Source organism: Rothia sp. BD8, from assembly GCF_044878465.1.
GTDB lineage: Bacteria > Actinomycetota > Actinomycetes > Actinomycetales > Micrococcaceae > Rothia > Rothia kristinae.
Window position 1 is genome coordinate 322,064 of the sequence record NZ_JANJES010000001.1, and the last position, 25,357, is coordinate 347,420.

Genomic DNA, 25,357 nt, shown 5'->3' on the forward strand with positions numbered 1-25,357 from the left:
CCGCCCGCCCCATGGCCCGTCACCTCACCCGCCCGCTGCGCCGCGTCCTCGGCGTCGTGCCCGCACTCTGGCGCGCCCTGCGCCAGCGCTGGCGCACCTCCCTGCAGTTCTCCGCGGTCGTGGTGGCCACCTCCCTGTCCCTGCTCGCCTTCCTGTTCGCCGGCTCCTTCCTGTCCACGCAGATCGCCAGCAGCCTGTTCCGGGAGTCGCAGAGCCAGGCGCTGGAGGAGTCCTCCAAGGGCTTCTCCGATGTGCAGGGCATCCTCAACAGCTCGGACGCTTCCAGCCAGGCGGAGATCCAGAAGCTCATCCAGAGCTCCCTGACCATCCTCGAGACCCACGGGGCCGACGCCAAGCGCCAGTGGATCCTCATCCCCGTCGGCGCAGGCTCGGATCAGGCCGGTGTGGGCGCCCAGGCGCAGAACCGGTGGATGAGCCCCTCCAGCGTGCCGCAGGACCTGCAGGAGGAGGTCACCGGAGGCGACGGGGTGTTCTGGAAGTCCGCCTCGCTGCCGGTGGATGAGCACGGCACCCCGGTGCCGGTGCTGATCGTCGGGTCCACGGTGCACCTGAACCAGGGGGATCGGTATGCGCTGTACCTGGTCTACGACCTCTCCTCCTCCCAGCAGACCCTGGACTACATCCAGTTCGTCATCACCGTGGGCTTCGCGATCCTGCTGGTCTTCGTCGCCACGATCGTCTGGTGGGTGACCCGCTCCGTGATCCGCCCCATCTCCCAGACCGCGGCGGCCGCCGAGCGTCTGGCCGACGGGGACCTGGACGATCGCGTCGTCATCCGCGGGGAGAACGAGGCGGCCGTGCTCGGCGCGTCGTTCAACGAGATGGCCGACTCCATCCAGCACCAGATCGAGCAGCTGGAGACCCTGTCCAAGATGCAGCAGCGCTTCGTCTCCGACGTCTCCCACGAGCTGCGCACCCCGCTGACGACCGTGAAGATGGCCGCGGAGCTGCTCTACGACGGGCGCGAGCGGATGGAGCCGTCCTTCCAGCGCTCCACCGAGCTGATGTACCACCAGGTGGACCGCTTCGAATCCCTCCTGGCTGATCTGCTGGAGATCTCCCGCTTCGACGCAGGCTCCGCGACCCTGGACGTGTCCACGGTGGACCTGGCCGATCTCGTGGAGGACACCATCGAATCCGTGCGCCCGCACCTGGACCGCGCCGGTCTGACGGTGCGCCTGCACGGGGAGCAGCTGCGCTGCGCGGTGCAGATGGATCCCCGGCGGATCGAGCGGGTGCTGCGCAACCTCCTGGTCAACGCGATCGAGCACTCCGAGGGCCGGCCCCTGGACATCTGGCTGGCCGCCGGGACCCACGACGCCGCCGTGGCGGTGCGCGACCACGGCATCGGAATGACCGCGGAGCAGTCCCAGCGGGTCTTCGACCGCTTCTGGCGGGCCGACCCCTCGCGCAAGCGCACGCTGGGCGGCACCGGACTGGGGCTGTCCATCGCGGCCGAGGACGTGCGCCTGCACGGCGGCCGGCTGGAAGCCTGGGGAGAGCCGGGTCAGGGCGCCTGCTTCCGCCTCACCCTGCCGCTGCACCAGGGCGAGACGGCCGGCGACCCCCCGCTGGGCCTGCCCCCGGATGGGATCCCGGACCCTGCGCCGTCGGCTACGGCGGACCCAGCAGATGCGCAGGCCGACGCCGCGAGCGGGGCCGCTCACGATCCCAGCCCCGTCGACTCCAGCCCCGTCGACCCCGGAACGGAGGACCGAGCATGATCACCGCCCGCCCGATCCCGACAGGACGCCGTCCGCGTGTCCGGAGGATCCTGCTGGCCCTGCTGGCCCTGATCCTGGGACTGACCGCCTGCGGCCGCATCCCCACGGACGGGCAGGTCTACCACTACGCGGAAGGCGAGACCTCCAGCGCCACCCCGACCCCGGCCTACAGTCCCGCCGGGCCCCGAGAGGGAGACGATCCGGAGCAGATCCTGCGCGGCTTCTTCGAAGCAGGCACCGGCGTGGAGGACGACTACGCCGTAGCACGCTCCTTCCTGACCCGGGACCTGGCGGCCAGCTGGTCCCCGGAGGACGAGACCTGGGTGTATCGGGACGGGATCACCGTGGAGGGCGACGGCGGTCAGGACCGGCTCCGAGCCGAGATCCCGGTGGCCACCCATGTGGATGACCGCGGCATCGCGACCTCCTATGACGAGCCGGACACCCGCACCCTGCACGTGGGCTTCACCCGGGTGGACGGGCAGTGGCGGATCAGCAGCATCCCGAACGGCACGGCCCTGACGCGCACGCAGTTCGAGCGGCTGTTCCGCTCCTTCTCCCTCTACTTCTACGACCCCACCTACACCTACGCGGTGCCCGACATCCGCTGGTTCGTCAGCCGGCCCACCGTGGCGACCTCCCTGGTGCGGGTTCTGCTGCAGGGTCCCGCCCCCTACCTGACCGGGGCCGTGGTCTCCCCGATCCCGGCGGGGACCTCCCTGCAGCGAGCCTCGGTGCCGGTCGATGGGGGTGTGGCCCAGGTGGGGCTGACCGGAGGTGAGATCTCGAAGGCCGGGCAGCTGACCCTGGAGCGGATGCACTCCCAGCTGCGCCAGACCCTCTCCGGGATCACGGCGATCTCGGACGCGGCGATCAGCATCGACGACAAGAAGATCGACGTCGGCCAGGTCTCCGACTACCGCGAGCCCCAGACGGATCCCCAGGTCGGCGAGCAGCAGGTGGGAGTGCGCGAGGACGAGCTGGTCTCCTACGCGCCGGACCAGGTCCGCGCCATCTCCGACCTGCAGGCGCCGCTGAGCGCACCGCGCCAGCCGGGGACGGATCCGAGCCGCTCGGTCTACGCCTACCTGGATGAGGACCGCGGCCACCTCGGGGTGCGCGCCAAGAACGGCACTGCCCTGGACCTGGACCTGCCGGGGCGGCTGACCCGCCCCAGCATCGACTTCCGACGGTGGGTCTGGACCGCCTCCGCCGACGGCACCGTGCACGCGGTGCTGGGGGATCGGGATGGGCAGCAGCCGCGCACCGTCACCGCCGACTGGCTGCGGGGTCAGAGCGTCTCCTCCCTGCGGATCTCCCGGGACGGCACCCGGGCCCTGGTGGTCACAGGGGAGGGTTCTGCCGCCCGGCTGTGGGTGGCCGGCGTCGTGCGAGAGGAGAATGGGGCGCCCACCCGCCTGCTCGATCCGCTGCGGGTCTCCACGACGGTGCACCCCGCCCAAGCCCGGTGGATCTCGGATTCGGCCGCGGTCATCGCCGACACGGCCGGAGACGGGGTGGAGGTCATGCACCTGACCGGCCGCTCGGATCAGCTGGACGGGCTGTCCGGGATCGAGGCGATCAGCGGCGGGGACGGGGTGCAGAGCGTCTACGCCCAGACCTCCTCCGACGTCTATCGTCTCTCCGGCGCCTCGTGGTCCCGCGTCGAGACGGCGGTGCGAGACCTGGCCTACCCCGGCTGAGCCCGCCCCCGGTGGGATCCGCGGGGTCATCCACAGGCGAGCCGGCAGGGCTTGTCCGGGGTGCGTCGATGCGGCACAGTCTCGGTGCATGGACGATGACGCTGCGGTCTCGCGCCGCCTGGATGCCTGGGCCCTGCGGGCGGGGGACTGGGTCGGGCAGACGCTGGAGGCGCTGCTGCCCCGCTCCTGCGCCTGCTGCGGCGTGGGGATCCGGGGACTGTGTCCGGTGTGCTCGGCGCTGTTCCACCGGTTCACGGCCCGTCCGTGCGATGCCGCGGCCTGGGCCCCGCGGTGGCCGGATGCGCTGCCCTGTGCGGCCGCCGGGGCCTACCGCCACGAGGCCGCACGGCTGCTGCTGGCGTGGAAGAACGGCGGGCGCACGGACGCCCAGCCGGTGCTCGCCCGGGCCCTGGCCCGGGCGCTGGCCGCGACCCTGGCCGAGGCCCTGGCGGATGCGCCGGGAACGCGCGAGGTCCTGATCGTGCCCGTGCCCTCCTCCGCCGCGGCGTTCCGCCGCCGCGGCTTCGTCCCGGCACAGGCCCTCGCGCGGGGTGCGCTGGCCGAGCTGCGGCGCGGCGGCGGTCCCGACGGGGTGCGCCTGCGACTGGTCCCGTGCCTGCGCCGTCGGGGGCGGCTCCCGGGGAAGCTCGCATGGGGTGCCGCCCGCGGCGGGCAGAAGGGTCTGGGGGCCGGGCAGCGTCGGGCCCGGGTCCATCACTCCATGGTCGCCGCCGTCAGCCCGCCGTGGTCCTGGTGCGGCTTCTCGGTGCGGCTGGACGGTGCCCGCTGCGTGCTGGTCGACGACGTGCTGACCACCGGGGCCAGCCTGGAGGAAGCCCGCCGGGCGATCCTCGAGGCCGGGGGCGTGGTGCTCGGGGCGGCCGTCGTCGCGGCGGTCCGTCTGCCCGATTGAGGCGCCTCCTGCGGCTCGGGGCGGTGGATCTCGCGGCGTCATGGTGTGACCTGCCCGACGTCGCCCGGGTAGGGTGGGGACAGGGAGTCGGTCAGATCCGCTCCTCGTGCGGCGGCCCTTGTCGGGTCCGGCGTGACGGCCCCTGGCAGGCCGACCGCACCCCGCCTCTTCCCTCAGGGAGGTCATCGTGGAACTCACCGTCTACGGCCGCAACGTCAAGGTCCCCGAGCGCATGCGCGAATACGTCGAGGAGAAGGTCGAGAAGTTCGAGAAGCTCAACGACCGGGTGGAATCCATCGACGTGAAGGTCGCGAAGGTCGGCAGCGGGCCCCAGTCCATCACCGTCGAGATCACCGTGCACGGGCCCGGCCCGGTGCTGCGGGCCGAGGCCACCGGCGCGGACAAGTTCGCCGTGTTCGACGATGCCTACGGCAAGCTGCTGGAGCGCCTGCGCCGCGCCCGTGACCGGCGCAAGATCCGCCGCGGGCATGCCCGCCCCCAGTCGGTCTCCGAGGCCACCGGCGCCCTGCCCGTGATCGAGGCGGGGCAGCAGCAGGCCCGCATCGAGCTGCCCGCGGAGGAGGCTTCCGCCGAGGAGGTCCCCGTGGAGGAGGCGGCCTTCGACCAGGACTACCCGCTGACCGCGGAGATCTCCCCGGTGCAGATCCGGCGCAAGACCTTCCCGGCGGAGCAGCTGAGCGTGGACCAGGCCGTGGACCGGATGGAGCTGGTCGGCCACGACTTCTACCTGTTCATCGACGAGGAGCTGGGCCGCCCGGCCGCCGTCTACCGTCGCAAGGGCTGGACCTATGGGGTCATCACCCTCGGGGAGGACACGCCCGAGGAGGGCACCACCGAGACTCGGGTCTACCAGGCCTCCTGAGGACCCGTCACCGTGTTGGCGGGGCCCGGGGTGCGGCTGGCGCCTCCCCGGGCCCCGTTCGCGCGCTCCCAGCGGATTCCCATGCGCGAGAACCGGACGCGGTGCGGCGCATCGCGTAGACTGCGCTGATGGGTCCGCCCGGCACACCCGCCCCGCGGCGGCCGACGCCGCGCACGGACCCGGGACTGCGGGCGAGCGCCCGCCGCACGGGTGCCTCCCGGCGCCCTCATCCGCCGTCGTGACTAGGAGTTCATCGCTCGTGGCATCCTTCCTGGAAAAGATCCTTCGCACCGGAGACAAGCGGCTGCTCAAGAAGCTGCGGGTCTACGCCGAGGCGATCAACTCCCTCGAAGAGGATTTCAAGGCCTACACGGACGCCGAGCTGCGTGCCGAGACCGACGCGTTCAAGGCCCGTCTGGAGGACGGCGAGCAGCTGGATCGACTGCTGCCCGAGGCCTTCGCCGCGGTGCGCGAGGCCTCCGCCCGCACCCTCGGCCAGCGCCACTACGACGTGCAGCTGATGGGCGGGGCCGCCCTGCACCTGGGCAACATCGCCGAGATGAAGACCGGCGAGGGCAAGACCCTGGTGGCCACGTTGCCGGCCTATCTCAACGCCCTGACCGGCAAGGGCGTGCACGTGGTCACCGTCAACGACTACCTCGCCGAATACCAGGCCAACCTGATGGGGCGGGTGTACCGCTTCCTGGGCATGGAGCCGGGGGTCATCCTCTCCCAGCAGACCCCCGAGCAGCGACGCAAGCAGTACGCCGCGGACATCACCTACGGCACCAACAACGAGTTCGGCTTCGACTACCTGCGCGACAACATGGCCTGGTCCGTGGACGAGCGGGTGCAGCGCGGACACCACTTCGCCATCGTCGACGAGGTCGACTCGATCCTCATCGATGAGGCCCGGACCCCGCTGATCATCTCCGGTCCTGCCGCGGGGGAGGCCAACCGCTGGTACGGGGAGTTCGCCCGGGTCGCCCGCGACCTGGTGCGCGACCGCGACTACGAGGTCGATGAGAAGAAGAAGACCGTGGGCGTGCTGGAGCCCGGCATCGAGAAGGTCGAGGACCACCTCGGCATCGACAACCTCTACGAGTCGGAGAACACCCCCCTGATCGGGTTCCTCAACAACGCGATCAAGGCCAAGGAGCTGTTCGCGAACAACAAGGACTACGTGGTGCTCAAGGGCGAGGTGCTCATCGTCGACGAGCACACCGGGCGCATCCTGCCCGGGCGCCGCTACAACGAGGGCGTGCATCAGTCCATCGAGGCCAAGGAGAAGGTGGAGGTCAAGGCGGAGAACCAGACCATGGCCACCGTGACCCTGCAGAACTACTTCCGCCTCTACGACAAGCTCTCCGGGATGACCGGCACCGCCGAGACCGAGGCGGCCGAGTTCGTGAACACCTACGACCTCGGCATCGCCGTGATCGACCCGAACAAGCCGCTGCAGCGGATCGACCAGCCGGACCTGGTCTACAAGAACGAGGTCGCCAAGTTCGCCGCAGTGGTCAAGGACATCGCGAAGCGCCACGAGAAGGGCCAGCCCGTGCTGGTGGGCACCACCTCCGTGGAGAAGTCCGAGTACCTCTCCAAGCTGCTGGCCAAGCAGGGCGTGCGCCACGAGGTGCTCAACGCCAAGAACCACGCCCGGGAGGCCGCCATCGTCGCCCAGGCCGGGCGCAAGGGCGCGGTGACCGTGGCGACCAACATGGCCGGGCGCGGCACCGACATCATGCTCGGCGGCAACGCCGAGTTCGACGCCGTGGAGAGGATGGCCGAGCTCGGTCTGGATCCGGCCGAGAAGCCCGAGGAGTACGAGGCGAAGTGGCCCGAGGTCCTGGCCGCCTGCGAGGAGGCCACGAAGAAGGAGCACGAGGAGGTCAAGGAGCTCGGGGGGCTGTACGTGCTGGGCACGGAGCGGCACGAGTCCCGGCGCATCGACAACCAGCTGCGCGGACGCTCCGGGCGCCAGGGGGACCCGGGGGAATCCCGGTTCTACCTGTCCCTCTCGGATGACCTGATGCGCCTGTTCAACGGCGCGGCGGCGGCCCGACTGATGGCGGGTGCCCCGGACGACACCGCCCTGGAGCACCGGATCGTCTCCCGGGTGATCGCATCGGCGCAGAACCAGGTGGAGGCGCGCAACGCCGAACAGCGCAAGAACATCCTCAAGTACGACGACGTCCTGAACCGCCAGCGCGAGGCCATGTACGCCGATCGGGCCCGGATCCTCGAGGACGACGACATCGCGGAGAACATCCAGAAGTTCGTCACCGAGGTGCTGACCTCCGCGATCGAGGACAAGACCTCCCATGGCCACGCCGAGGACTGGGATCTGGAGCAGCTGTGGGAGCTGCTGGCCGGGATCTACCCGATCAGCATCACCGTCGCGGACCTCGAGGAGGCCGCCGGTGGGCGCGGGAAGATCACCCAGCAGATGATCATCGACGAGGTGCTCTCCGATGCCCGCGTGATCTACGAGCAGCGCGAGGAGCAGGTCGGCTCGGAGGCGATGCGCACCATCGAGCGGCGCGTCGTGCTCTCGGTGATCGGGCGGCACTGGCCCGAGCACCTGTACGAGATGGACTACCTCAAGGAGGGCATCGGGCTGCGGGCGATGGCCCAGCGCGACCCCCTGGTGGAGTACCAGCGCGAGGGCTACGCGATGTTCCAGGAGATGATGGGCGCGATCCGCGAGGAGACCGTCGCCTACCTGTTCAAGCTGGACCTGTCCAAGCAGCGCACGCGCATGTCCTCACAGGCCTTGGAGGTGCCGCAGCAGCCGAAGTTCCTGCGCTTCACCGCCCCGGGGGAGTCCGGGGAGCAGCTCAGCCGCGTCGAGGCGACCGGCGAGAGCTCTGCCGAGGAGCAGGCGGGCAAGGTTGCGGGTGCCGACCGCGCCGCGTCGGAGGGCGCCGGTGCCGGGGCGGATGCCTCCGGGTCTGCCGGATCCGCCGACGGGGAGGCCAGCGAGGGCCAGCCGACCGGCAACCGCGCGGCCCGCCGGGCCCGCCGCGGTTCGGCACGCTCCACACGACGCCGGTGAGTGCCGGAGGCCCCGCGCCTCAGCCGATCTCCGCGGCCACGATCTGCCACTGACCGCGGACTCGGTGGATGCGCAGGGCCAGGGCCCGGCAGCGATCCTCCACCCGCACGACCACGGCGGCCTCGTACTCGTCGGGGGCCGCGCACACTGCCCGGACCCGTTGGGGACGGGCGGGGGAGGCGAAGCGGGACCCGCGCGGGGCCTGCTCCAGCGCCACGATCGTGGGGCTGGGGGCCACCGGGGTCCCAGCCTCCAGGTCGCGCCGTTCCCTGATCCGATGCATGATCATGGGATGCACCCAGCGGGAGAGCTGGTGCAGCTGGCGCCGCCCGGCGACGACCTCCGCGATGGCGGCCCCGACCGCGCCGGCGATCGCGTGCACGCGACGCAGCTCCTCCTCGGGATCCACGGTCCGACGCCGCCACTGGTAGTACGGGGGCGGCCCGGCAGGATGTGCCCCGGGAGTCCCGGGCACGGAGCGGATGGACAGGACCGTGCCGGTGCGCGGCACCCCCGGCATCGGGGCGGTGGTGCGCGGGCTGATGGTCGGGGCGGGCAGCTGGGTGGCGGACATGGCGGGAGTCCTTTCGATGGGTGGTCGTCGTCGGGGTGGGGAGCCCGACCGGATCCGTCACGGCGGCGGTCGGCTCCGCTGAGCATTCGGTCGGGAGCGGGGAGGCGGGGGCGTTCGGCGGTTCAGCTGGCGACCTCCGGTGGAATCGTGAGGACCAGGCCGGGCAGCAGGAAGTCGGGTCCGTCCCGGAGGATGTGCTCGTTGGCGGCGTAGATCCGCTGCACGGCGCGGGCCGTGCGGGCATCGTCCTGGTCTCCGGTGCAGGTCGCGGCGATCTGCCAGAGCGTGTGTCCGCGCAGCACCACCCACGTGGACGCGTCACCGGAGACCGAGGAGTCGGAGACTGTAAGAGCCTCGTCGGCGGCTTCGGCCGCCGTCCGGTCCGGTGAGCTCGGGGGCGGCTGGTCCGCAGGGGATTCGACGTCGGTGCTGCTGGACTGTGTATCGGCGCGGGCGGCGCCGAATAGGGGCGTGAGCTCGGCGGCCTCGCGTACGGCGACGGGGGAGGCCGTGCTCGGGGCCGCGAGCCGTTCGGCCTGAGCCGCCGGCAGGATCGCGGCGGTGGCCGGGAACAGCGGGCTCAGCTGCGTCTCCGGGCCCTCGGACGGGGTCGAGGCGGGCGCATCCGCGGCGGTCTGCGCGGCGGCATCGGCGGAGGTGCTCGGAGCGGAGGTCTCGCCGTCGGGGGTCTCGACCGGGTCCGCCGACGCGGAGGTCTCCGCGGCCCCGGAGGGCTGCGGGGTCGGTGAGGGGCTCGCCTCGTTCTGCTGGGCGTGGGCCGCCGGCAGCAGCGCGGCGTTGATCCCCAGGGCTAGCAGCACGACCCGGTACACCGGCCCCGGCAGGGCGACGGGGCGCGGGAGGCGGTGGTGGGCCGGGCGCAGCCGCGGGCTTCCCGGATCCCGGGCGAGCAGGCTGCGCACCGCCAGGACCGCAGCGCCGCAGGACCACCACAGCACCAGGCCCAGCGCCGCCAGGAGCAGGAATCGCACCAGAAGGCGCTCCGGATCCGCGGCGGGGGAGGTCAGCTCGGCCCAGGAGAGGCTTCCCAGCAGGCTCACCAGCCCGGCCGAGGACGCGACTGCTATGGCCCCGAACAGGCACAGCAGCGTCCCGACGCGCCAGAACCCACGGGGCCCAGAACCCTGAAGTCGTTCCATGATGATCACCGATGCTTCCATTTGATGACGTTTGGTGATGTTTGGAAGTCTCTCCCGGGGTCGAGAGGCTGTCAAGGGGTCGGCTGTCCCGATTCCGTCGTCGGGTCTCGAGGCGGCCCGGACGGGGCGGAGGGCCCTAGGATCGGTGCATGAGATGGCAGCGCCTGTTCGAGGACTTCGAGAGCCGATGGGCCGCGCAGCGCCAGCGCGGCATCGAGGAGGATGCGGCGGAGGAATCCCGGCTCATCGCCGCGCGCACCACCATGACGGAGCTGCTGGGCGCCCATCAGGGTGCGGCGCTGCGGCTCATGACTGCCTCCGGCCGCACGGTCGCGGGGGCGCTGGAGAGCGTCGGGGCGGACTGGGTGCTGGTCCTGCAGCGCGGGGAGGAGCATCTGGTCCCGATCCGCGCGATCACCTGGTGGGAGCCCGCCTCACCGCCCCGGCGCGGCGCCTCGGGTGGCACGCTGCGCTTCACGACGGCGCTGCGGGCGCTGGCCGCGCACCGGGAGCCGGTGCGGCTGCTGAGCCTGCGCGGGGCCGAGGAGGTCGAATGCGAGGGCGTGATCGAGCGGGTCGGCGCCGATCACCTGATCCTCAGGCTCAGCGCCGAGCACGCTGGCGCGACCCGGTCAGGTCGGGGTCGGCGGGTCTATCCCTTCCGCGCGATCGCTGCGCTCGCGGTGCCCGCTCGCGGCACCGAGGCCGATGGGCGCTGAGCCCGGCAGAGGAGATGCCGAGCCGGCGGCGTCGTCTGCCGCGTCAGCCCTGCGTGTCCTGGTGTTCGCGGATGCTCGCCGCGGTGCGACGGTAGGCCTGCTCGATGTAATCCTCCAGCACGGACTTCTCCACCCGCCACTGACCGCGCCCGCCCACCTGGATCGCGGGCAGCTCTCCGGAGCGCACCATCGCGCGGGCCTGGGACATCGAGATGTTCAGGGTCTCCGCGACGTCGGTCAGCGTCAGGAAGCGAGGAGCGCTCACGGCTGGCAGTCCTTTCTCACCGGTCTCCGGTCGGGCCCGGGTTGGGCCCCATCATCGCACGGCTCCCCAGTCTAGTCGCCGTCCATCCACAGCCCGGGCGCTGGACTGGGCCGGACCGGAAGGACCGGAGGCGCCAGGAGCGGACCGACCCAGCCTGTGGACGAAAACGGTGTCCGGTCTCACATACCCGCTAGGATGCCGGGCAAGGGGACACACCCCGCGCCGCCCGGGTGAGTCCGGGCGCCCCTGTCCGGCACCGACCGAGCGAAGGACCATCCCGTGCCCGATCACCCGACTCCCACCGCCGCCCTCTCCCCGCGCCTGCAGCGACCCACCTGGCGGGATCCCCGCCTCCTCGTGGGCATCCTGCTCGTGCTCGTCTCCGTCATCGCGGTCGTCGGCATCGTGCGGGCCGGGGATCGGACCGAAGCCTATCTGGCCGCCGCGCACGACATCCGGGTCGGTGAGACCGTCAAACCGGAGGATCTGCGCACCGTGGACGTCAGCCTCGCCGACGCCGGCGAGGGCTATCTGCCCCGGGATGCCCAGCTGGCCGAGGGGGCGGTGGCCACGCAGCCGATCTTCACCGGCCAGCTCATCCCGCGCAGCAGCATCGGTGCCGCCGACGCCCTGCACCGCAAACCCATGTCCCTGACGCTGCCCCGGGACCAGACCGGCGGTCTGGAGGTCGGGCAGAGCGTGGATGTGTGGGTGACCGATCAGGCGCAGGCCGGCCAGGACACCCCCGATCCCGCCCGGGCGGTCACCGGATCGGAGATCGCGCGCATCACCCGAGATGACACCGCGATCGGCGGATCCGACCAGGTCACCGTGCAGGTCCTGGTCGAGGAGGAGGACCTGCCCTCGCTGATCCGGGCCTCCGCCTCGGATGCCCGGGTGACCCTCGTGCCCACGTACCGGAGCCTGCCGTGAGCGCCCGATGGTCGGTGGTCCTGCTCGGTGACGACGAGGGCGAGGTGCTCGCGCGCATCGAGGACAGCCGCTCCGGGCTGACCGTGGTGCGCAGCTGCTTCGAGCTCTCGGAGGTCCTGGCCACGGTCTCCGGCGGCCTGGCCGATGCCGTGCTGATCGTGGGCCCCACCCCGGATCTGACCCTCTCCCTGGTCCAGACCCTGCGCTCTGCCGGGGCCGCCGTCGTGCTCATGGGAGCCGACGCCGGGGAAGGGGACTGGGGGCTGGTCACGATCCCCGCCTCCGCCTCCGCCGAAGTGATCCGCCAAGCCCTGGAGACCCCGGTGCCGGAGATCGCCTCGGCCACGGCCGAGCCCGCGGTGCCCGAGGACCTCGGCTCCGAGGATCTTCTCCCGTCCGAGCCGGCCGCGGCGAGCTCCTCGACCGAGATGCCCGCGGCGGAGCGGGAGAGCCCTGCCCGGGGCGAGAGCACCGTGGTGTGGGGGCCGCTCGGGGCCCCGGGCACGACGACGGCGGCCGTCGGGATCGCGGCCGAGCTGGCCGCGGCCGGGCACCGCACCCTGCTCGTGGACGCGGACACCTTCGGCGCCGGCATCGCGGCCTTCCTCGGCCTGCTCGAGGAGAGCTCCGGACTCTCCCGGGCCTGCCGGGCCGCCGAACGCGACGTGCTGGACGCGGGGAGCCTGACCGAATGCGTCGACGTCGTGCGGATCGGCCGACGTCGGCTGGAGGTGCTCACCGGGATCACCCGGCCCGAACGCTGGATCGAGGTGCGCCGGGCACCCCTGCTGAAGGTGCTGCGCCTGGCCCGGCAGGAGTACGACGCGGTGATCGTCGACGTCGGCTACAGCCTGGAGCAGGAGGAGTCCTGGGTCCTGGACCCCGGGGCGCCGCAGCGCAGCACCGCGACGCTGACTGCTTTGGCCGATGCGGATCGCATCCTGGCCGTCGGGCAGGCGGATCCGATCGGCCTGCCCCGGCTGGTGCGCGGCGTCGAGGACCTGCAGCGGCTGCGCGAGCTCGAGCCGAGCATGCCGTCCCCGACCGTCGTGGTCAACAAGCTGCGCGCCGAGGCCGCCGGTGCCGGGGAGGAGCGCGCCGCGGAGGAGATCGGCCGGGCCTGGGCGCGCTTCGGACCGGGGGAGCCGATCGCTGCGTTCCTGCGGTGGGACCCTCCGGCCTGTGACCGGGCCCTGATGCGCGGCAGGACCCTCACGGAGGAGGCCCCGCGCTCGCCGCTGACGGCGGACCTGCGCGATCTGGCGGCCCTGGTCCGCCCGCTGCCGGAGGGTACCGGTGGCCAGACCCCATCCGAGGCCGCCGAGCAGTCGAGGGCTTCCGGGGGTCGTCGCGGCGCCGGGCAACGCAGGCCGCGGCGGCATCGGCGCTGAGCGCACCGGCCGTGCCTACGATGGGAGGGCCCACCCCATCGCCACGAGACCACCGTCAGCGAGGCTCCCATGACGCTTGCAGAACCGCTTCTGAAGACCGGCGAATTCGGCCCCGGGGACTCCGAGTGGCTGCATCTGCTGGTCGGGGACTGGCAGCTGGTGGCCGATCTGGCACGCGGGGACCTGGTGCTGTGGTTCCCGGAGGACTTCGTCTCGGTGGACCTGTCGGGTCATGCCCAGGGCGGGCCGGCTCCGTTGAGCGGATTCCAGGGCTTGGCCCACGTGCGGCCCTCCAGCGCCCAGACCGTCTTCGACCGGGACATGGTGGGCCGACCCATGGACCCGCAGATCGGCGAGGCGGCGCTGCGGTGCTGGTTCGACCAGACCGTGCAGTCCCTGGAGGAGATCCAATGGGGCGGGGAGTTCCTGCAGAAGGTCGTGGTGTATCCGCTGGTGCGCCACGGGCGCACGATCGCCGTGCTGACCCTGCACAGCGGAGATTTCGCCTCCCGCATGTACGGACGGCTGGATTCGGTGTTCCGGGAGACCGCGCGGGAGCTGCTGAGCATGGTCTCGCGCGGAGCCTGGCCAGAATTCGCAGCGCCCGTGGGCGCCACGCACGGCAACCCGCGGGTCTCCGACGGCGTCATCCGCCTGGACGCCGAGGGGCGGGTGACCTTCGCCAGCCCCAACGCCGTGTCCGTGTACCGCCGCTTGGGATACTCCGGCCCGCTGATCGGGGCCGCGCTGGCGGAGATGACCCGGGGGCTGCTGCCGGAGACCGACAAAGCCGATGAGGTCATGCCTCTGGTGCTGACCGGGCGGATGCCGTGGCGCAGCGAGCTGGCCACGGCCAAGGTCAGCATCACCTTCCGCTCGATCCCGCTGAAAAGGCAGACCCGCCGCGGGGAGGAGCGCTTCGGAGCGCTGCTGCTGTGCCGGGACGTCACGGAGATCCGGCGTCGCGAGCTGGAGCTGATGACCAAGGACGCGACGATCCGCGAGATCCACCACCGGGTCAAGAACAATCTGCAGACGGTCTCCGCGCTGCTGCGCCTGCAGGCGCGGCGGATGACCTCCACGGAAGCCCGGGAGGGCCTCGAGCAGGCCATGCGGCGGGTCGCCACGATCGCCATGGTGCACGAGGTGCTCTCCCAGGGGCTGAGCCAGGATGTGGACTTCGACGAACTGATCGCCCGACAGTTCCGCCTGGCCGCGGAGGTGGCCTCCCCGGGGCAGAGCGTGACGACGCGCAAGGAGGGCCGCTTCGGCCAGCTGCCCAGCGAGCTGGCGACGCCGTTGGCGCTGATCATCAACGAGATCGTGGCCAATGCGGTGGAGCACGGTCTGGACGGGGAGTCCGGCACCGTCACCCTGAACGGCCGACGTCGGGAGCTCCCCGGGGAGGAGGCCGAGCTGGTGGTGACCGTCAGCGACGACGGCGTGGGAATGGGCGAGGCGCCCATCGAGGAATCCGGGGTCTCGGCCTACCGCCCGCCGCAGCGCGGGGAGGGGCTGGGGATGCAGATCGTGCGCACCCTGGTGGCCAGCGAGCTGCGCGGGTCGATCCGCTGGCAGCCGCGTCCCGGGGGCGGCACGACGGTGACCATCACGGCGCAGGTGCCGGGGGAGGCTGGGACCTGAGCCGCCCGGGCAGGGCCCGGACGGACGCGAAGGGCCGCCGACGGTTGCGGTGACCGTCGGCGGCCCTCAGACTGCCCGATGCAGGTGGGCGGATCTCAGGAGGCGCGGCGGGCGCGGGCTGCGCGGCGCTTGAGGGCGCGGCGCTCGTCTTCGCTCATCCCGCCCCACACCCCGGAGTCCTGGCCGGTCTCCAGAGCCCACTGCAGGCAGGTGTCCATGACGGTGCAGCTGCGGCAGACGGTCTTGGCCTCTTCGATCTGCAGGAGGGCGGGTCCGGTGTTGCCCACCGGGAAGAACAGCTCGGGATCCTTGTCGAGGCAGGCTGCGCGACTGCGCCAATCCATATGAACGCTCCTTGTGTGAAGACGCCGTCCCGACGGAGGCGATGCGCGGCGGGAGGGCAGACAGAAGTGCCCCCAAGCCAGGTCGGGGGCCTCGTGCGGTGACTCGTTACAGGTTCGCACGTAAACAGTGCGTGAACAAGGGGTGTGCCCAGGGTCGGGCGATGCGCTCGGATGTTTTATCTCACATCGGTTTTTCCTTGACAGCACAAGCAAAGCGGCGCCGAGGCTCGTCGGAGCGGGGGGTCGTCGGCGGTCGGGGCGGGCTGATTAGGCTGGATCCATGAACACCTCGCCCCCGACCGCCTCAGCCGCCGATGCCCCCCGGGTCCGACCGCCGCGGACCGTGCTGCTGCTGTGCGCGCTGGTGGCCCTGGAGTCGGCGGCGCTGATCGTCGTCGGGCTGGTGCAGGCGGCGCAGGCCTTCCTCTCCCCGCACGTGATGCCCGCCGGGGCCATCGTGCTGATGGGGCTGCTCTACCTGGGCTACGGGGTGTGGCTGATGGCGGCCGCGCGCGGTCTGCGGGCTGGCCGGCTGTGGTCCCGCGCGCTGATCCTGCTCACCCAGGTCTTCCTGATCCTCGTGTCCATCCAGCTGATCTTCCCGTCCTCCCGCCTCCTGGCGGTGCTCCTCGGGGTGCTGGGGGCGGTAATCCTCATGCTGCTGTTCTCCTCACCGGTCCAGCGCCACCTGCTGGCCGGCATCGGCGGCGACGCCGAGGCCGAGCGCGACTGATCCTGCCCCCGCGGGCTCCCGCTCCGCGGGCACCGGCTGGGCCAGGCGCAGGCGCACGACCCCGTCGGGTCGCAGCAGCAGCCCCGTCAGCGCCGGGGGTGTGCCAGGGTGCGGCGGACAGACCTCGGCGCGGAAGTCCGCCTCCAAGCCGCTGCGCGGGCCGAGCACGACGCCGCAGGGCGCCGCCCGCAGCCGGGCAGCCCACGGGGTGCGCGAGGCCGAGAAGCGCCCCGGATCGAACAGCAGCACCGCGGCGTCGGCCGCGTCCACCGTCTCCTCCAGCGCCGGCCACAGCGAGCTCGGCCACAGGTGGGCATCGCACACGACGGCGATCTCCGGCCTGTGCGGGTCGGGGGAGGCCGATGGGCGGGAGCGTGGGCCGCGGGGCGCTGCCGTCGGATCACCCGGGCCCGGGGGCCGGTGCACACGGAAGCCCAGGTGGGGGTTGAAGGAGAGCAGGGCGGCCAGCGCCGCCTCGGACTCGGCCGCGGAGCGCGAGGAGATCCCCATGACGTCGCCCGGGCGCATCTCGAGTCCAGCCTCGGCCCCCGAGGGGGCCTGCACGCCCAGCACCGCGAACCAGCGGTCGCGCCGGGTCAGCACGTGGCGCGAGGGCCGGATCTGGCGCTGATGCCCATCCGCGGCCTCGCCGACCGGCCACTGCAGCCGTGACGGCAGATCGACGAATCGCGGCAGGCCGTCGACCGGGCGCCGGCGCCGTGCGGCTCCTGGGGAGGGCAGAGCCGAGCCCGGTCGCGGAAGGTCCGACGTCGATCGATCGGGGCCGACTCCCGGGGGCAGCAGTCCGGCGGGTTCGCTGCCCGGGGCCAGCGGGCCCTCCACGATCGCCAGTCCGCCGACCAGGTCTCTGGCCCGACGGGGATGGGACAGCAGGAACTCGGCGCGGGGACCGTCGCCCAGGTGCACCCGATTGGGGCACAGCCCCTGCAGGGTGCGCGGAGGAGCCTTGGCGCCGAGCAGGCAGAGGTGCCAGGATCGACCCGCCAGGGCCAGCAGCTCCTCCACCGCCGCCTCCGGGGCCGCCCCCGAGCGGGCCAGGTCCTCGACGATCTTCTCCGTGCCCTGCACGATCAGCAGGGCCGGGGGCAGGGGCCCGGCCTCCTGCTGGTTCCGACGCAGCACGGCCAGCAGCCCGGTGATCAGCTCGGCGCTGAACTCCCGATGCGGGGCACCGGCCAGCCCGCGCAGATCCAGGCCCTGCGCTTGAGCCCGCACGAGATCCTCGAGCGCCGAGCGATCCGCGACCAGCGCGTAGACCGGGAGGCCGCTGGCCCGCGCCTCATCCACGAGGTGCTGGATCCACCGACGCTGCTCCGGCAGGCCGGCGCGCACGTCGATCGGTCCGTGGCGCTCGGGCCGCCAGGACAGATGGCCCTGCCACCCGAGGGAGGGCACCTCGGCCGGGCCCAGGGCCAGCCCGCCGTCGGGATCCGGGGGCAGCTGGATCTCGCCCAGCGCGGGAGGCACCACCGGGGGTGTGCCGGGATGCAGCCGGCGCAGCCGCCGGATGTCCTCGCGCAGACCCGTCCCCGGCTCTCCGCGGCCCGGGGACTCCGGCTGCGCCGGCTCGAGGATCTGCTCGGGCAGGATCCGCAGGCCGGTGTCCAGACGGCGCCGCGGGAAGGCATCGACGAACAGGCTGGTGAAGGCGGAGAGCGCGCCGTCGGCGCGCAGGAATCCGGCACCCGGCCGGGTGCTCGGGATGCGCGCGGCCTCCCCGGAGCCGATGACGTTCATCGAATCCGCCTCCGAGGCCACGCGCAGGCACACGTCGATGCCGACGTTGGCGCGGATGTCCGCGGAGATCGCCCCCTGCGGGCGCTGGGTGGACATGACCAGATGCACCCCCAGGGAGCGACCCACGGTCGCGATGCGCAGCAGCTGCTGCATCGCCTCCGGCAGGGATTCCACGAGCATGCGGAACTCGTCCACGCAGATCAGCAGCTCCGGCAGCGGCTCGCTCAGATCCCGGTGCGCGGGACCGCGCACGAACTCCATCCAGGACCCGACCCCGAGTTCCCGGAACAGCTGCTCGCGGCGGCGCAGCTCCGCGCGCAGGTAGGTCAGGTCCCGGGTCACGGTGGCCTCCTCCAGATCGGTCAGCAGGCCGTGCACGTGGGGCAGGCGGGCCAGCTCCCCGAAGCTGGCCCCGCCCTTGAAGTCGATGAGGACCATGCTCAGCCGCTCGGGGCTGTAGCGCAGGGCGAGACCGGCCAGCAGGGCCCGGAAGAACTCGGATTTCCCGGAGCCGGTGGTGCCGGCGATCACGCAGTGCGGGCCGTGCTCGTTCAGATCCACCCGCAGGGCAGGATCATCCCCGGGCGCCGCATCGGTGCGTCGGCCCAGCTCGGCCACCAGTGCCCAGCTGTCCAGGTTCCTCTGCCACCGGTCGGCGGTGGCCTCCAGGCACAGGTCCTCCCGCGCGGACAGCAGCGCCGAGCCTTCGGATCCCGCCAGTCCTCGCCCGCGGGCTCGCCGGATCAGCTCGGCTCGGGCGCTGCGGGCCAGGCCATCGGGGCGGGTACACAGGACGGGGTGCTCCCCGAGCAGCCCGGGCAGGCTCTCCGCCGCGGCCTCGGGTCCGCTCAGTCGCAGCCCGGCCTCCTCCTGGCGCACGGTGATGGCCTCGGGCTCCGGAGGCAGCCTGACCCCGCGGGCCGGGTCGGCGATGCGCACGCGCGGCAGCGCCGTGCTCGGGGCCGGGGCCGCCTCCAGGAGGACCAGGACCGTCCGGGGGCTCGACGGCTCGGGGGCCTCGGCGTGGACCACCGCGACGCCGGGGTGCGCGCTCCACCGCAGCAGCGGGTGGGAGGAGGGCATCGGGTGGCGCGTGCGGATCTGGATCTCCCAGCCGGCCAGCAGGATCTGCGCGATCAGGGCGTCCTGCACCGCCGGCGGGCCCAGCAGCACGTGAGGTCGGTCCAGGCGGGAGAGGATGGGCACGGCCTCCATCAGGGGCACCTGCTGGTGGCGCTGTCCCTCGGGGCGCAGGTGCGCGGCGCGGCGCCCGCGACCCCAGCGCACCCAGGGAGGACCCTCCTCGGGCGGCTGTGCCGGGACGCCCGGCAGCAGGCGGGCGCCCCACGGCGGGGCGGCCGCGGCGCAGTCGCCGAGGTCCCGTGCGCACGTCCGCTCCAACAGACGTCGGTTCTTCGCCGTCGAGCTGCCCCGGCTCAGCCAGTGCGCCGCGGCCATGGCGGAGCTCATCACGCAGAAGATCAGGATTATCCACAGGTCCAGCAGCCACGCCATGAGACCCCCGATCAGCAGGGGGAGGGCCATCGTCACGGCGAGGGTGCGCCATCCGGAGCCGGGCGGGTGTAGCTCGACCGGGCGCACCGGCATCGGGCCGCGGCGGGTGCGCTGGGGAGCGGGCGCGCGGGGATCCGTCAGCGTGAGGCGGGAGCGGCCGATCGGGCACGAGTCCTGCGGGGTCAGGACGCGGCGTCGGCCGTCGGCGTCCTCCCAGGCCACACCGTCCGGATCCACTCGCAGCCTGCCCTCCACGGGACGCAGCGAGGGGTCCTCGAGGCACAGCCGGGCGGCGTCCTTGCCGATCTCCAGGACGCCGCGGCTCAGCGTCGCGTGGGCCCCCGTGGCCGGGCCCTCCGTGACCACCGCCAGCAGTCCGTCCCCCGGGAGGGTCTCGGCCGGGCCGCGGGTCACCACGGCCCCGTCCACCAGCGGCTCCGTCCCCATCTGCAGGTGCCGCAGCATCCGTCCGTCGGCCGACCAGTCCCCGGTCGTGCCGAAATGGGCGTCGAGGGCCTCGGCCAGCGCGGCGCCCGAGCAGGCGGGCGGGGCCTGCACCCGCAGGCGCACCGAGCGGGCGGAGACGGGATCGAAGGTCGTCAGATGCAGCTGCATGGGACCAGGGGAGCACACCGCGCGGCCCCGAGAGGCAGGCTGTCGGTGGGCGCCCGGGCCCGGTGTGGATGACCCGTGCTGACAGGTGTCCTCCTCCACCGGCTGCGATGACGCCCGGCATCCGGGATGGGAGATGACTGCGGGGCGCAGGCGCCCGGGAAGACCCACGCGGCCCGGTCCATTAGAGTCGTGTAGGAGTGCTGTCCTGCTCCGCGCCCCGGTGCGCGGTCGGACGGGACAGGGACGGAAGACACCGGCCTCCGGCGGGTTCCCACCTCTTCGCGGGCGGGGGACGTGCCCGGAGCAGCCAGAGCGACAGGAGTTTCGCGTGAACGCAGATCTAGTGGTCGTGGGGTCCGGCCTGTTCGGCCTGACCATCGCCGAGCAGGCCGCCTCCGAACTGGGGCTGAAGGTGGTCATCCTCGACCGCCGCTCCCACATCGGGGGCAACGCCTACAGCGAGAAGGAGGAGCGCACCGGCATCGAGGTGCACCGCTACGGCGCGCACCTGTTCCACACCTCCAACGAGCGGGTCTGGGAGTACGTCAACCGCTTCACCAAGTTCACCGACTACGTGCACCGGGTCTACACCCGCCACAACGATGAGGTCTTCCCGATGCCCATCAACCTGGGCACCATCAACCAGTTCTTCCGCGCGGCCTACGGGCCCGCCGAGGCACGCGCCCTGATCCAGGAGCAGGCCGGGGAGCTAGCGGGCACGGACCCGCAGAACCTCAACGACAAGGGCATCCAGCTGATCGGGCGCCCCCTGTACGAGGCCTTCATCAAGCACTACACCGGCAAGCAGTGGCAGACCGACCCCAAGGATCTGCCGGCCTCGATCATCTCGCGGCTGCCGGTGCGCTACACCTACGACAACCGCTACTTCAACGACACCCACGAGGGCCTGCCCGTGGACGGGTACACCGCGTGGCTGGAGCGCATGGCCAGCCACCCGAACATCGAGGTGCGCCTGGACACCGACTTCTTCGATGAGGACCACGAGTTCTCCCGGATCAAGGTGCTCGGCCAGGTGCCCGTGGTCTACACCGGCCCGGTGGACCGGTACTTCGACTACGCCGAAGGCGACCTGTCCTGGCGGACCATCGACCTGGAGGAGGAGGTCCTGGAGATGCAGGACTTCCAGGGCTGCGCCGTCATGAACTACCCGGACCCGGACGTGCCCTTCACCCGCATCCACGAGTTCCGCCACTTCCACCCGGAGCGGGATTACACCAAGGACGCCACGGTGATCATGCGGGAGTTCTCCCGCTTCGCCGAGAAGGGCGATGAGCCGTACTACCCGATCAACACCTCGGTGGACCGGCAGAAGCTCCTGAAGTACCGGGATCTGGCCGCCGGCGAGTCCGACGTGCTGTTCGGTGGGCGGCTGGGCACCTACAAGTACCTGGACATGCACATGGCCATCGGCTCGGCCCTGTCCATGTTCGACAACAAGATCCGCCCGCACTTCTCGGGCGGGCAGAAGCTGGTCAGCGGAGGGATCGAGGCATGAGCGAGTCAACCACGTCCGGCGCGGCTCACAAGCGCCGCGCAGCACAGCCGATGACGACTCTGCAGCGGGTCATCTTCCCCGCTCCGGAGCAGATGGACACCGTCGCCCTGTATGTGGATTCCGGGCAGACCGCCGGCGTGCAGCTGTCCACGATGAACGGTTCTCTCGGCAGCACGGAGTCCGCCGGCAAGCAGGCTCCGGCGTCCTCCGGGTCGGCACCCGCCGCCGGGTCGGGCTCGGATGCCCACGCCGAGGACTTCATCGACCGCCGCTCCACCCTGGTGCGACCGGGTACCCGGCTGTCCTTCGCCACGTACTTCAACGCCTTCCCCGCCTCCTACTGGAAGCGGTGGACCACGGTCACCGACGTGCGCCTGGCCGTGGAGACGGAGGGCCAGGGCACCATCATCGTGTACAAGTCCAACGCCCGCGGCTCGCTGCAGCGGGTCGCCTCACGGCGGGTCTCCGGCACGGCGTCGTCCACCTTCGACCTGCCGCTGAAGCCCTTCGGCGACGGCGGCTGGTACTGGTTCGACCTCGCGGCCGGGGCGCAGCCGCTGACCCTGCGCGGGGCGGAATGGCAGACGGCGCAGAGCATCGGGCGCGCACCGGGGCGGATCACCCTGGAGATCACGACCCTGAACAAACCCGACTACTGCCTGAACAACCTGCGCTCGCTGGGGAGCAACCCCCAGATCCTGGAGCACCTGCAGGAGATCCTCATCGTGGATCAGGGCACCCGCAAGGTGCAGGACCAGGCGGAGTTCGAAGAGGTCGCGGCCGCCCTGCAGGGGAAGCTGCGCATCATCAACCAGGCCAACCTGGGCGGCTCCGGCGGGTTCGCCCGCGGCATGTACGAAGCCGTGGAGAACGGCTCGGACTACGCGCTGCTGCTGGATGACGACGTCGTGGTGGAGCCCGAGTCGATCATCCGGATGCTGACCTTCGCCGACCTGTGCCGCAAGCCCACCATCGTGGGTGGGCACATGTTCGACCTGTACAACCGCACGGTGCTGCACACCTTCGGCGAGATCGTGAACAAGTACCGGTTCCAGCCGGATCAGCCGGTGGCCGAGCAGGTCCTGGGCCATGACTTCCTGCACGCGAACCTGCGCTCGACGCCGTGGCTGCACCGGCGGGTGGACGTGGACTACAACGGCTGGTGGATGGACCTGATCCCCACCCAGGTGATCCGGGAGATCGGGTTGTCCCTGCCGGTGTTCATCAAGTGGGACGACGCCGAATACGGCGTGCGCGCCAAGGAGGCCGGCTACCACACGGTCTCCCTGCCGGGTGCCGCGGTGTGGCACGTGTCCTGGATCGACAAGGACGACCTCGTCGGCTGGCAGGCGTACTTCCACATCCGCAACCGCATCATCGCGGCGCTGCTGCACTCGCCCTACGAGCGGGGCGGACGCCTGCTGCGCGAGTCTTCCTATCAGGACGTCAAGCACCTGATCTCCATGCAGTACTTCACGGAGGAGGGCCGCATCATGGCCCTGCGCGACGTGCTGGCCGGACCGGATCGGCTGCACGAGATCCAGCCGCAGCGGCTGCCGCAGATCCGCGCGGTGATGAAGGAGTATTCGGACGCGCAGTTCAGCGAGGACATCGATTCCTTCCCCGAGCCGCGCATGGCCAAGCCCCCGCGCAACGGCCGCGGCTTCTCCGCGCCGTCCTACAAGACGCTGGTGCCGTGGGCACTCAAGACCGTGGCCAAGCAGCTGATCAAGCCGGTGGACCCGGAGACCCGGGAGCACCCGCAGGCGCACGTGGCCCACCAGGACAACCGCTGGTGGCGGATGTCCCAGTACGACTCCGCGCTGGTCTCCAACGCGGAGGGCACCGCCGTGTCCTGGTATCGGCGTCGGCCGGAGCAGCTGCGCACCAAGCTGACCGAGGCCACCCGCCTGCACGCCCAGATCCTGTGCCAGTGGCCCCGGCTGCGCGAGCAGTACCGCGAGGCCGCGCCCCGGATCACCTCCTTCGAGGCGTGGAAGAAGACCTTCGACGAGCATACGGACTCCGAGATCACCCGATGACCGAGATCAGCGCGCGCGAGTTCCAGACCCCCGGCCGCGGCCGGGGGCTGATGGACGTGTTCAAGAACAGATTCCTGCTCAAGCTCCTGGTGGACAAGGAGATCCAGGTCCGCTATCGCGGCTCGGTGCTGGGGATCGTGTGGTCCTACATCAAGCCCGGGGTCCAGTTCCTGGTGTTCTACCTGGCGCTGGGGGTGTTCCTGGGCCTGAACAAGGGACTGGAGAACTACGCCGTCTACCTGTTCTCCGGGATCATCCTCATCAACTTCTTCGGTGAGGCCTTCGGCAACGGGGCGCGCTGCTTCGTGGGCAACGGGGCGCTGATCAAGAAGATCTACCTGCCGCGGGAGCTGTTCTCGGTCTCCACCATCTGGGTGGGGCTGATCCACTTCGTCCCGCAGCTGCTGGTCCTGCTCATCGCCTGCTTCGCGGTGGGCTGGCACCCGGGCCCCAAGCAGATCGGCGCGGCGCTGGCCGGCATCGTGCTGATCTCCGTGTTCTCCTACGGGCTGGGGCTGATCTTCGGGGTGGCCAACGTGTTCTTCCGGGATTCGGAGAACATCGTGGATCTGCTGGTGATGATGCTGACCTGGCTGTCCCCGATCATGTACTCCTGGACGATGGTCCAGGAGAAGGCCAGCGCCTGGCTGCTGCACCTGTACATGGTCAACCCGATCACGATCTCGGTGGAGCTGTTCCACTACGCCTTCTGGAGCGCGACCCTGCACGGGCCGGATCCGGCGTCGTGGTACGTGTATCCGCACCTGCTCAGCGTCTGGACGCCGGTGGCCTTCGTGATCGCCTTCGCCTTCGTGTTCCTGGGGGACCTGCTCTTCCGGGCCTTCGAGGGCAACTTCGCCCAGGAGCTCTGATTCGCTGTGTCTTGGATCGACGACGACCCGGAGCTGTCCGCGCCCCGGGAGCCCTATTCCCCCTCCACCGAGCCGGTGGTCATCCGCATCGAGCACGTGGTCAAGAAGTTCGTGCTGCGCCACACCCGGTCGATGAAGGAGGCCTTCGTGTGGCTGATCAAGGGCCGCAAGGGGGACCTCTCGGAGAAGTTCCGCGCCCTGGACGGGGTCTCCCTGGAGATCCACCAGGGGGAGCGGGTCGCGCTGCTGGGCCTGAACGGCTCCGGGAAATCCACCCTGCTGAAGCTGATCTCCGGGGTCATGCATCCCGATGAGGGGGACATCCGCACCCGCGGGCGCATCGCGGGGCTGATCGAGGTAGGCGCCGGATTCCATCCGGACCTGACCGGGCGGGACAACGTGTACCTGAACGGGGCGATCCTCGGGATGACCAAGGAGGAGATCGACGCGAACTTCGACTCGATCGTGGAGTTCTCCGAGATCGCGGACTTCATCGACACCGAGGTGAAGTTCTACTCCTCCGGCATGTACCTGCGTCTGGCCTTCGCGGTCGCGGTGCACACGGATCCGGAGATCTTCCTGGTGGATGAGATCCTCGCGGTGGGCGATGAGCCCTTCCAGAAGAAGTGCATCCGCAAGATCAAGGAGCTCTCCGAGCGGGGGAAGACGCTGGTGGTGGTCTCCCACGACCTGGACATGGTCTCCCGGCTGTGCGAGCGCGGCGTGGTCCTGGAGAAAGGCCACGTGGTCAAGGACGGCGCCATCGAGGAGGCGGTGAAGCACCTGCGCGGCTGATCCTCCCGCGCCTTTCGCTGCCGCCACGGCCTCTCGGGCCCGGCCCCTTCCCGCTGGAGGGGCCGGGCCCGATGCCGTCTCACGGGGGAGGTCGAGCCCGGATCACTGTCCACAGGTATGAGACCGGCCCCTTGAATGTCGGCGGATCTCCTGTATCTTCTCTCTACAAGTGATCCAGG

The 25,357-nt window shown here is 71.3% G+C and carries 19 protein-coding genes; 14 read left to right on the forward strand and 5 right to left on the reverse strand.

Translation table 11 applies throughout. The features are described from left to right. Window positions 1–11 precede the first annotated feature (11 nt). The 5 genes from mtrB to secA all read left to right on the forward strand — a co-directional run bounded on the left by mtrB (window position 12) and on the right by secA (window position 8,302). Window positions 12–1,745, forward strand: coding sequence for an MtrAB system histidine kinase MtrB (gene mtrB / locus NQ707_RS01450; RefSeq protein WP_404434346.1), 1,734 nt, complete (start codon window positions 12–14; stop codon window positions 1,743–1,745). Continuing rightward, on the forward strand, window positions 1,742–3,448 hold the full coding sequence (locus NQ707_RS01455; RefSeq protein ID WP_404434348.1) for an LpqB family beta-propeller domain-containing protein: 1,707 nt from the start codon (window positions 1,742–1,744) through the stop codon (window positions 3,446–3,448). The genes mtrB and NQ707_RS01455 overlap by 4 nt, the downstream gene beginning before the upstream one ends. Window positions 3,449–3,536: 88 nt before the next feature. After that, the gene (locus tag NQ707_RS01460) at window positions 3,537–4,361 is read left to right on the forward strand and encodes a ComF family protein (protein ID WP_058731374.1); all 825 of its coding nucleotides are present in this window, start codon (window positions 3,537–3,539) and stop codon (window positions 4,359–4,361) included. 187 nt (window positions 4,362–4,548) lie between these two features. Then, complete coding sequence (hpf, locus tag NQ707_RS01465) at window positions 4,549–5,244, forward strand: HPF/RaiA family ribosome-associated protein (RefSeq protein ID WP_404434350.1); 696 nt, start codon at window positions 4,549–4,551, stop codon at window positions 5,242–5,244. A 259-nt stretch (window positions 5,245–5,503) separates the two neighbouring features. After that, on the forward strand, window positions 5,504–8,302 hold the full coding sequence (gene secA / locus NQ707_RS01470) for a preprotein translocase subunit SecA (RefSeq protein WP_404434352.1): 2,799 nt from the start codon (window positions 5,504–5,506) through the stop codon (window positions 8,300–8,302). A gap of 19 nt (window positions 8,303–8,321) precedes the next feature. Here the strand turns inward: secA and NQ707_RS01475 are convergent, their stop codons facing one another. Both NQ707_RS01475 and NQ707_RS01480 read right to left on the reverse strand, forming a co-directional pair. Further along, window positions 8,322–8,876 carry an Rv3235 family protein gene (locus tag NQ707_RS01475; protein ID WP_058743630.1) on the reverse strand — a complete coding sequence of 185 codons (555 nt, stop codon included), beginning with the start codon at window positions 8,874–8,876 and terminating at the stop codon, window positions 8,322–8,324. Window positions 8,877–8,998: 122 nt separating this feature from the next. Beyond that, the gene (locus NQ707_RS01480) at window positions 8,999–10,045 is read right to left on the reverse strand and encodes a hypothetical protein (RefSeq protein ID WP_404434357.1); all 1,047 of its coding nucleotides are present in this window, start codon (window positions 10,043–10,045) and stop codon (window positions 8,999–9,001) included. A 140-nt stretch (window positions 10,046–10,185) separates the two neighbouring features. On the opposite strand from NQ707_RS01480, the gene NQ707_RS01485 reads away from it, so the two are divergent. Then, window positions 10,186–10,755, forward strand: a complete 570-nt coding sequence (locus NQ707_RS01485) for a hypothetical protein (protein ID WP_058731262.1) — start codon at window positions 10,186–10,188, stop codon at window positions 10,753–10,755. 43 nt (window positions 10,756–10,798) lie between these two features. Here NQ707_RS01485 and NQ707_RS01490 read toward each other — a convergent pair whose 3' ends face one another. Continuing rightward, the gene (locus tag NQ707_RS01490) at window positions 10,799–11,020 is read right to left on the reverse strand and encodes a helix-turn-helix domain-containing protein (protein WP_058731263.1); all 222 of its coding nucleotides are present in this window, start codon (window positions 11,018–11,020) and stop codon (window positions 10,799–10,801) included. A gap of 279 nt (window positions 11,021–11,299) precedes the next feature. Here NQ707_RS01490 and NQ707_RS01495 point away from each other — a divergent pair, with 279 nt between their 5' ends. The 3 genes from NQ707_RS01495 to NQ707_RS01505 all read left to right on the forward strand — a co-directional run bounded on the left by NQ707_RS01495 (window position 11,300) and on the right by NQ707_RS01505 (window position 14,988). After that, entirely contained in the window at window positions 11,300–11,953 is a 654-nt protein-coding gene (locus NQ707_RS01495) for an SAF domain-containing protein (protein WP_058731264.1), read from the forward strand. Then, window positions 11,950–13,344 (forward strand): chromosome partitioning protein, encoded by a 1,395-nt coding sequence (locus NQ707_RS01500; RefSeq protein WP_363834337.1) that lies wholly within the window; start codon window positions 11,950–11,952, stop codon window positions 13,342–13,344. The genes NQ707_RS01495 and NQ707_RS01500 overlap by 4 nt, the downstream gene beginning before the upstream one ends. Before the next feature lie 69 nt (window positions 13,345–13,413). Continuing rightward, complete coding sequence (locus tag NQ707_RS01505) at window positions 13,414–14,988, forward strand: sensor histidine kinase (RefSeq protein ID WP_058731266.1); 1,575 nt, start codon at window positions 13,414–13,416, stop codon at window positions 14,986–14,988. A 95-nt stretch (window positions 14,989–15,083) separates the two neighbouring features. Here the strand turns inward: NQ707_RS01505 and NQ707_RS01510 are convergent, their stop codons facing one another. After that, entirely contained in the window at window positions 15,084–15,332 is a 249-nt protein-coding gene (locus NQ707_RS01510) for a WhiB family transcriptional regulator (protein WP_058731267.1), read from the reverse strand. 280 nt (window positions 15,333–15,612) lie between these two features. Here NQ707_RS01510 and NQ707_RS01515 point away from each other — a divergent pair, with 280 nt between their 5' ends. Beyond that, window positions 15,613–16,065, forward strand: coding sequence for a hypothetical protein (locus NQ707_RS01515; protein WP_404434371.1), 453 nt, complete (start codon window positions 15,613–15,615; stop codon window positions 16,063–16,065). Here the strand turns inward: NQ707_RS01515 and NQ707_RS01520 are convergent. Further along, a complete protein-coding gene (locus tag NQ707_RS01520) occupies window positions 16,003–19,953 on the reverse strand; it encodes an FtsK/SpoIIIE domain-containing protein (RefSeq protein WP_404434374.1) in 3,951 nt (1,316 codons plus the stop codon). The genes NQ707_RS01515 and NQ707_RS01520 overlap by 63 nt on opposite strands. 328 nt (window positions 19,954–20,281) lie before the next feature. Here NQ707_RS01520 and glf point away from each other — a divergent pair, with 328 nt between their 5' ends. Genes glf through NQ707_RS01540 form a run of 4 tightly spaced genes read left to right on the forward strand, consistent with a single transcriptional unit; the run spans window position 20,282 to window position 25,178 of the window. After that, complete coding sequence (gene glf, locus NQ707_RS01525; RefSeq protein ID WP_404434376.1) at window positions 20,282–21,469, forward strand: UDP-galactopyranose mutase; 1,188 nt, start codon at window positions 20,282–20,284, stop codon at window positions 21,467–21,469. Continuing rightward, window positions 21,466–23,511, forward strand: a complete 2,046-nt coding sequence (locus NQ707_RS01530) for a glycosyltransferase (RefSeq protein ID WP_061225030.1) — start codon at window positions 21,466–21,468, stop codon at window positions 23,509–23,511. The genes glf and NQ707_RS01530 overlap by 4 nt, the downstream gene beginning before the upstream one ends. Next, window positions 23,508–24,383 carry an ABC transporter permease gene (locus NQ707_RS01535; RefSeq protein ID WP_061225029.1) on the forward strand — a complete coding sequence of 292 codons (876 nt, stop codon included), beginning with the start codon at window positions 23,508–23,510 and terminating at the stop codon, window positions 24,381–24,383. Before NQ707_RS01530 ends, NQ707_RS01535 begins: the two co-directional genes overlap by 4 nt. Before the next feature lie 15 nt (window positions 24,384–24,398). After that, window positions 24,399–25,178, forward strand: a complete 780-nt coding sequence (locus NQ707_RS01540) for an ABC transporter ATP-binding protein (RefSeq protein WP_375542932.1) — start codon at window positions 24,399–24,401, stop codon at window positions 25,176–25,178. Window positions 25,179–25,357: the final 179 nt, after the last annotated feature.

Excerpts from the sequence above, each read along its gene's own strand:
- NQ707_RS01460 (WP_058731374.1), top strand. The coding sequence starts at position 3,537 with ATGGACGATGACGCTGCGGTCTCGCGCCGCCTGGATGCCTGGGCCCTG.
- NQ707_RS01510 (WP_058731267.1), bottom strand. The coding sequence starts at position 15,332 with ATGGATTGGCGCAGTCGCGCAGCCTGCCTCGACAAGGATCCCGAGCTG.
- NQ707_RS01455 (WP_404434348.1), top strand. The coding sequence starts at position 1,742 with ATGATCACCGCCCGCCCGATCCCGACAGGACGCCGTCCGCGTGTCCGG.
- NQ707_RS01475 (WP_058743630.1), bottom strand. The coding sequence starts at position 8,876 with ATGTCCGCCACCCAGCTGCCCGCCCCGACCATCAGCCCGCGCACCACC.
- NQ707_RS01530 (WP_061225030.1), top strand. The coding sequence starts at position 21,466 with ATGAGCGAGTCAACCACGTCCGGCGCGGCTCACAAGCGCCGCGCAGCA.
- NQ707_RS01520 (WP_404434374.1), bottom strand. The coding sequence starts at position 19,953 with ATGCAGCTGCATCTGACGACCTTCGATCCCGTCTCCGCCCGCTCGGTG.
- NQ707_RS01485 (WP_058731262.1), top strand. The coding sequence starts at position 10,186 with ATGAGATGGCAGCGCCTGTTCGAGGACTTCGAGAGCCGATGGGCCGCG.
- NQ707_RS01515 (WP_404434371.1), top strand. The coding sequence starts at position 15,613 with ATGAACACCTCGCCCCCGACCGCCTCAGCCGCCGATGCCCCCCGGGTC.
- mtrB (WP_404434346.1), top strand. The coding sequence starts at position 12 with ATGGCCCGTCACCTCACCCGCCCGCTGCGCCGCGTCCTCGGCGTCGTG.
- NQ707_RS01535 (WP_061225029.1), top strand. The coding sequence starts at position 23,508 with ATGACCGAGATCAGCGCGCGCGAGTTCCAGACCCCCGGCCGCGGCCGG.
- NQ707_RS01505 (WP_058731266.1), top strand. The coding sequence starts at position 13,414 with ATGACGCTTGCAGAACCGCTTCTGAAGACCGGCGAATTCGGCCCCGGG.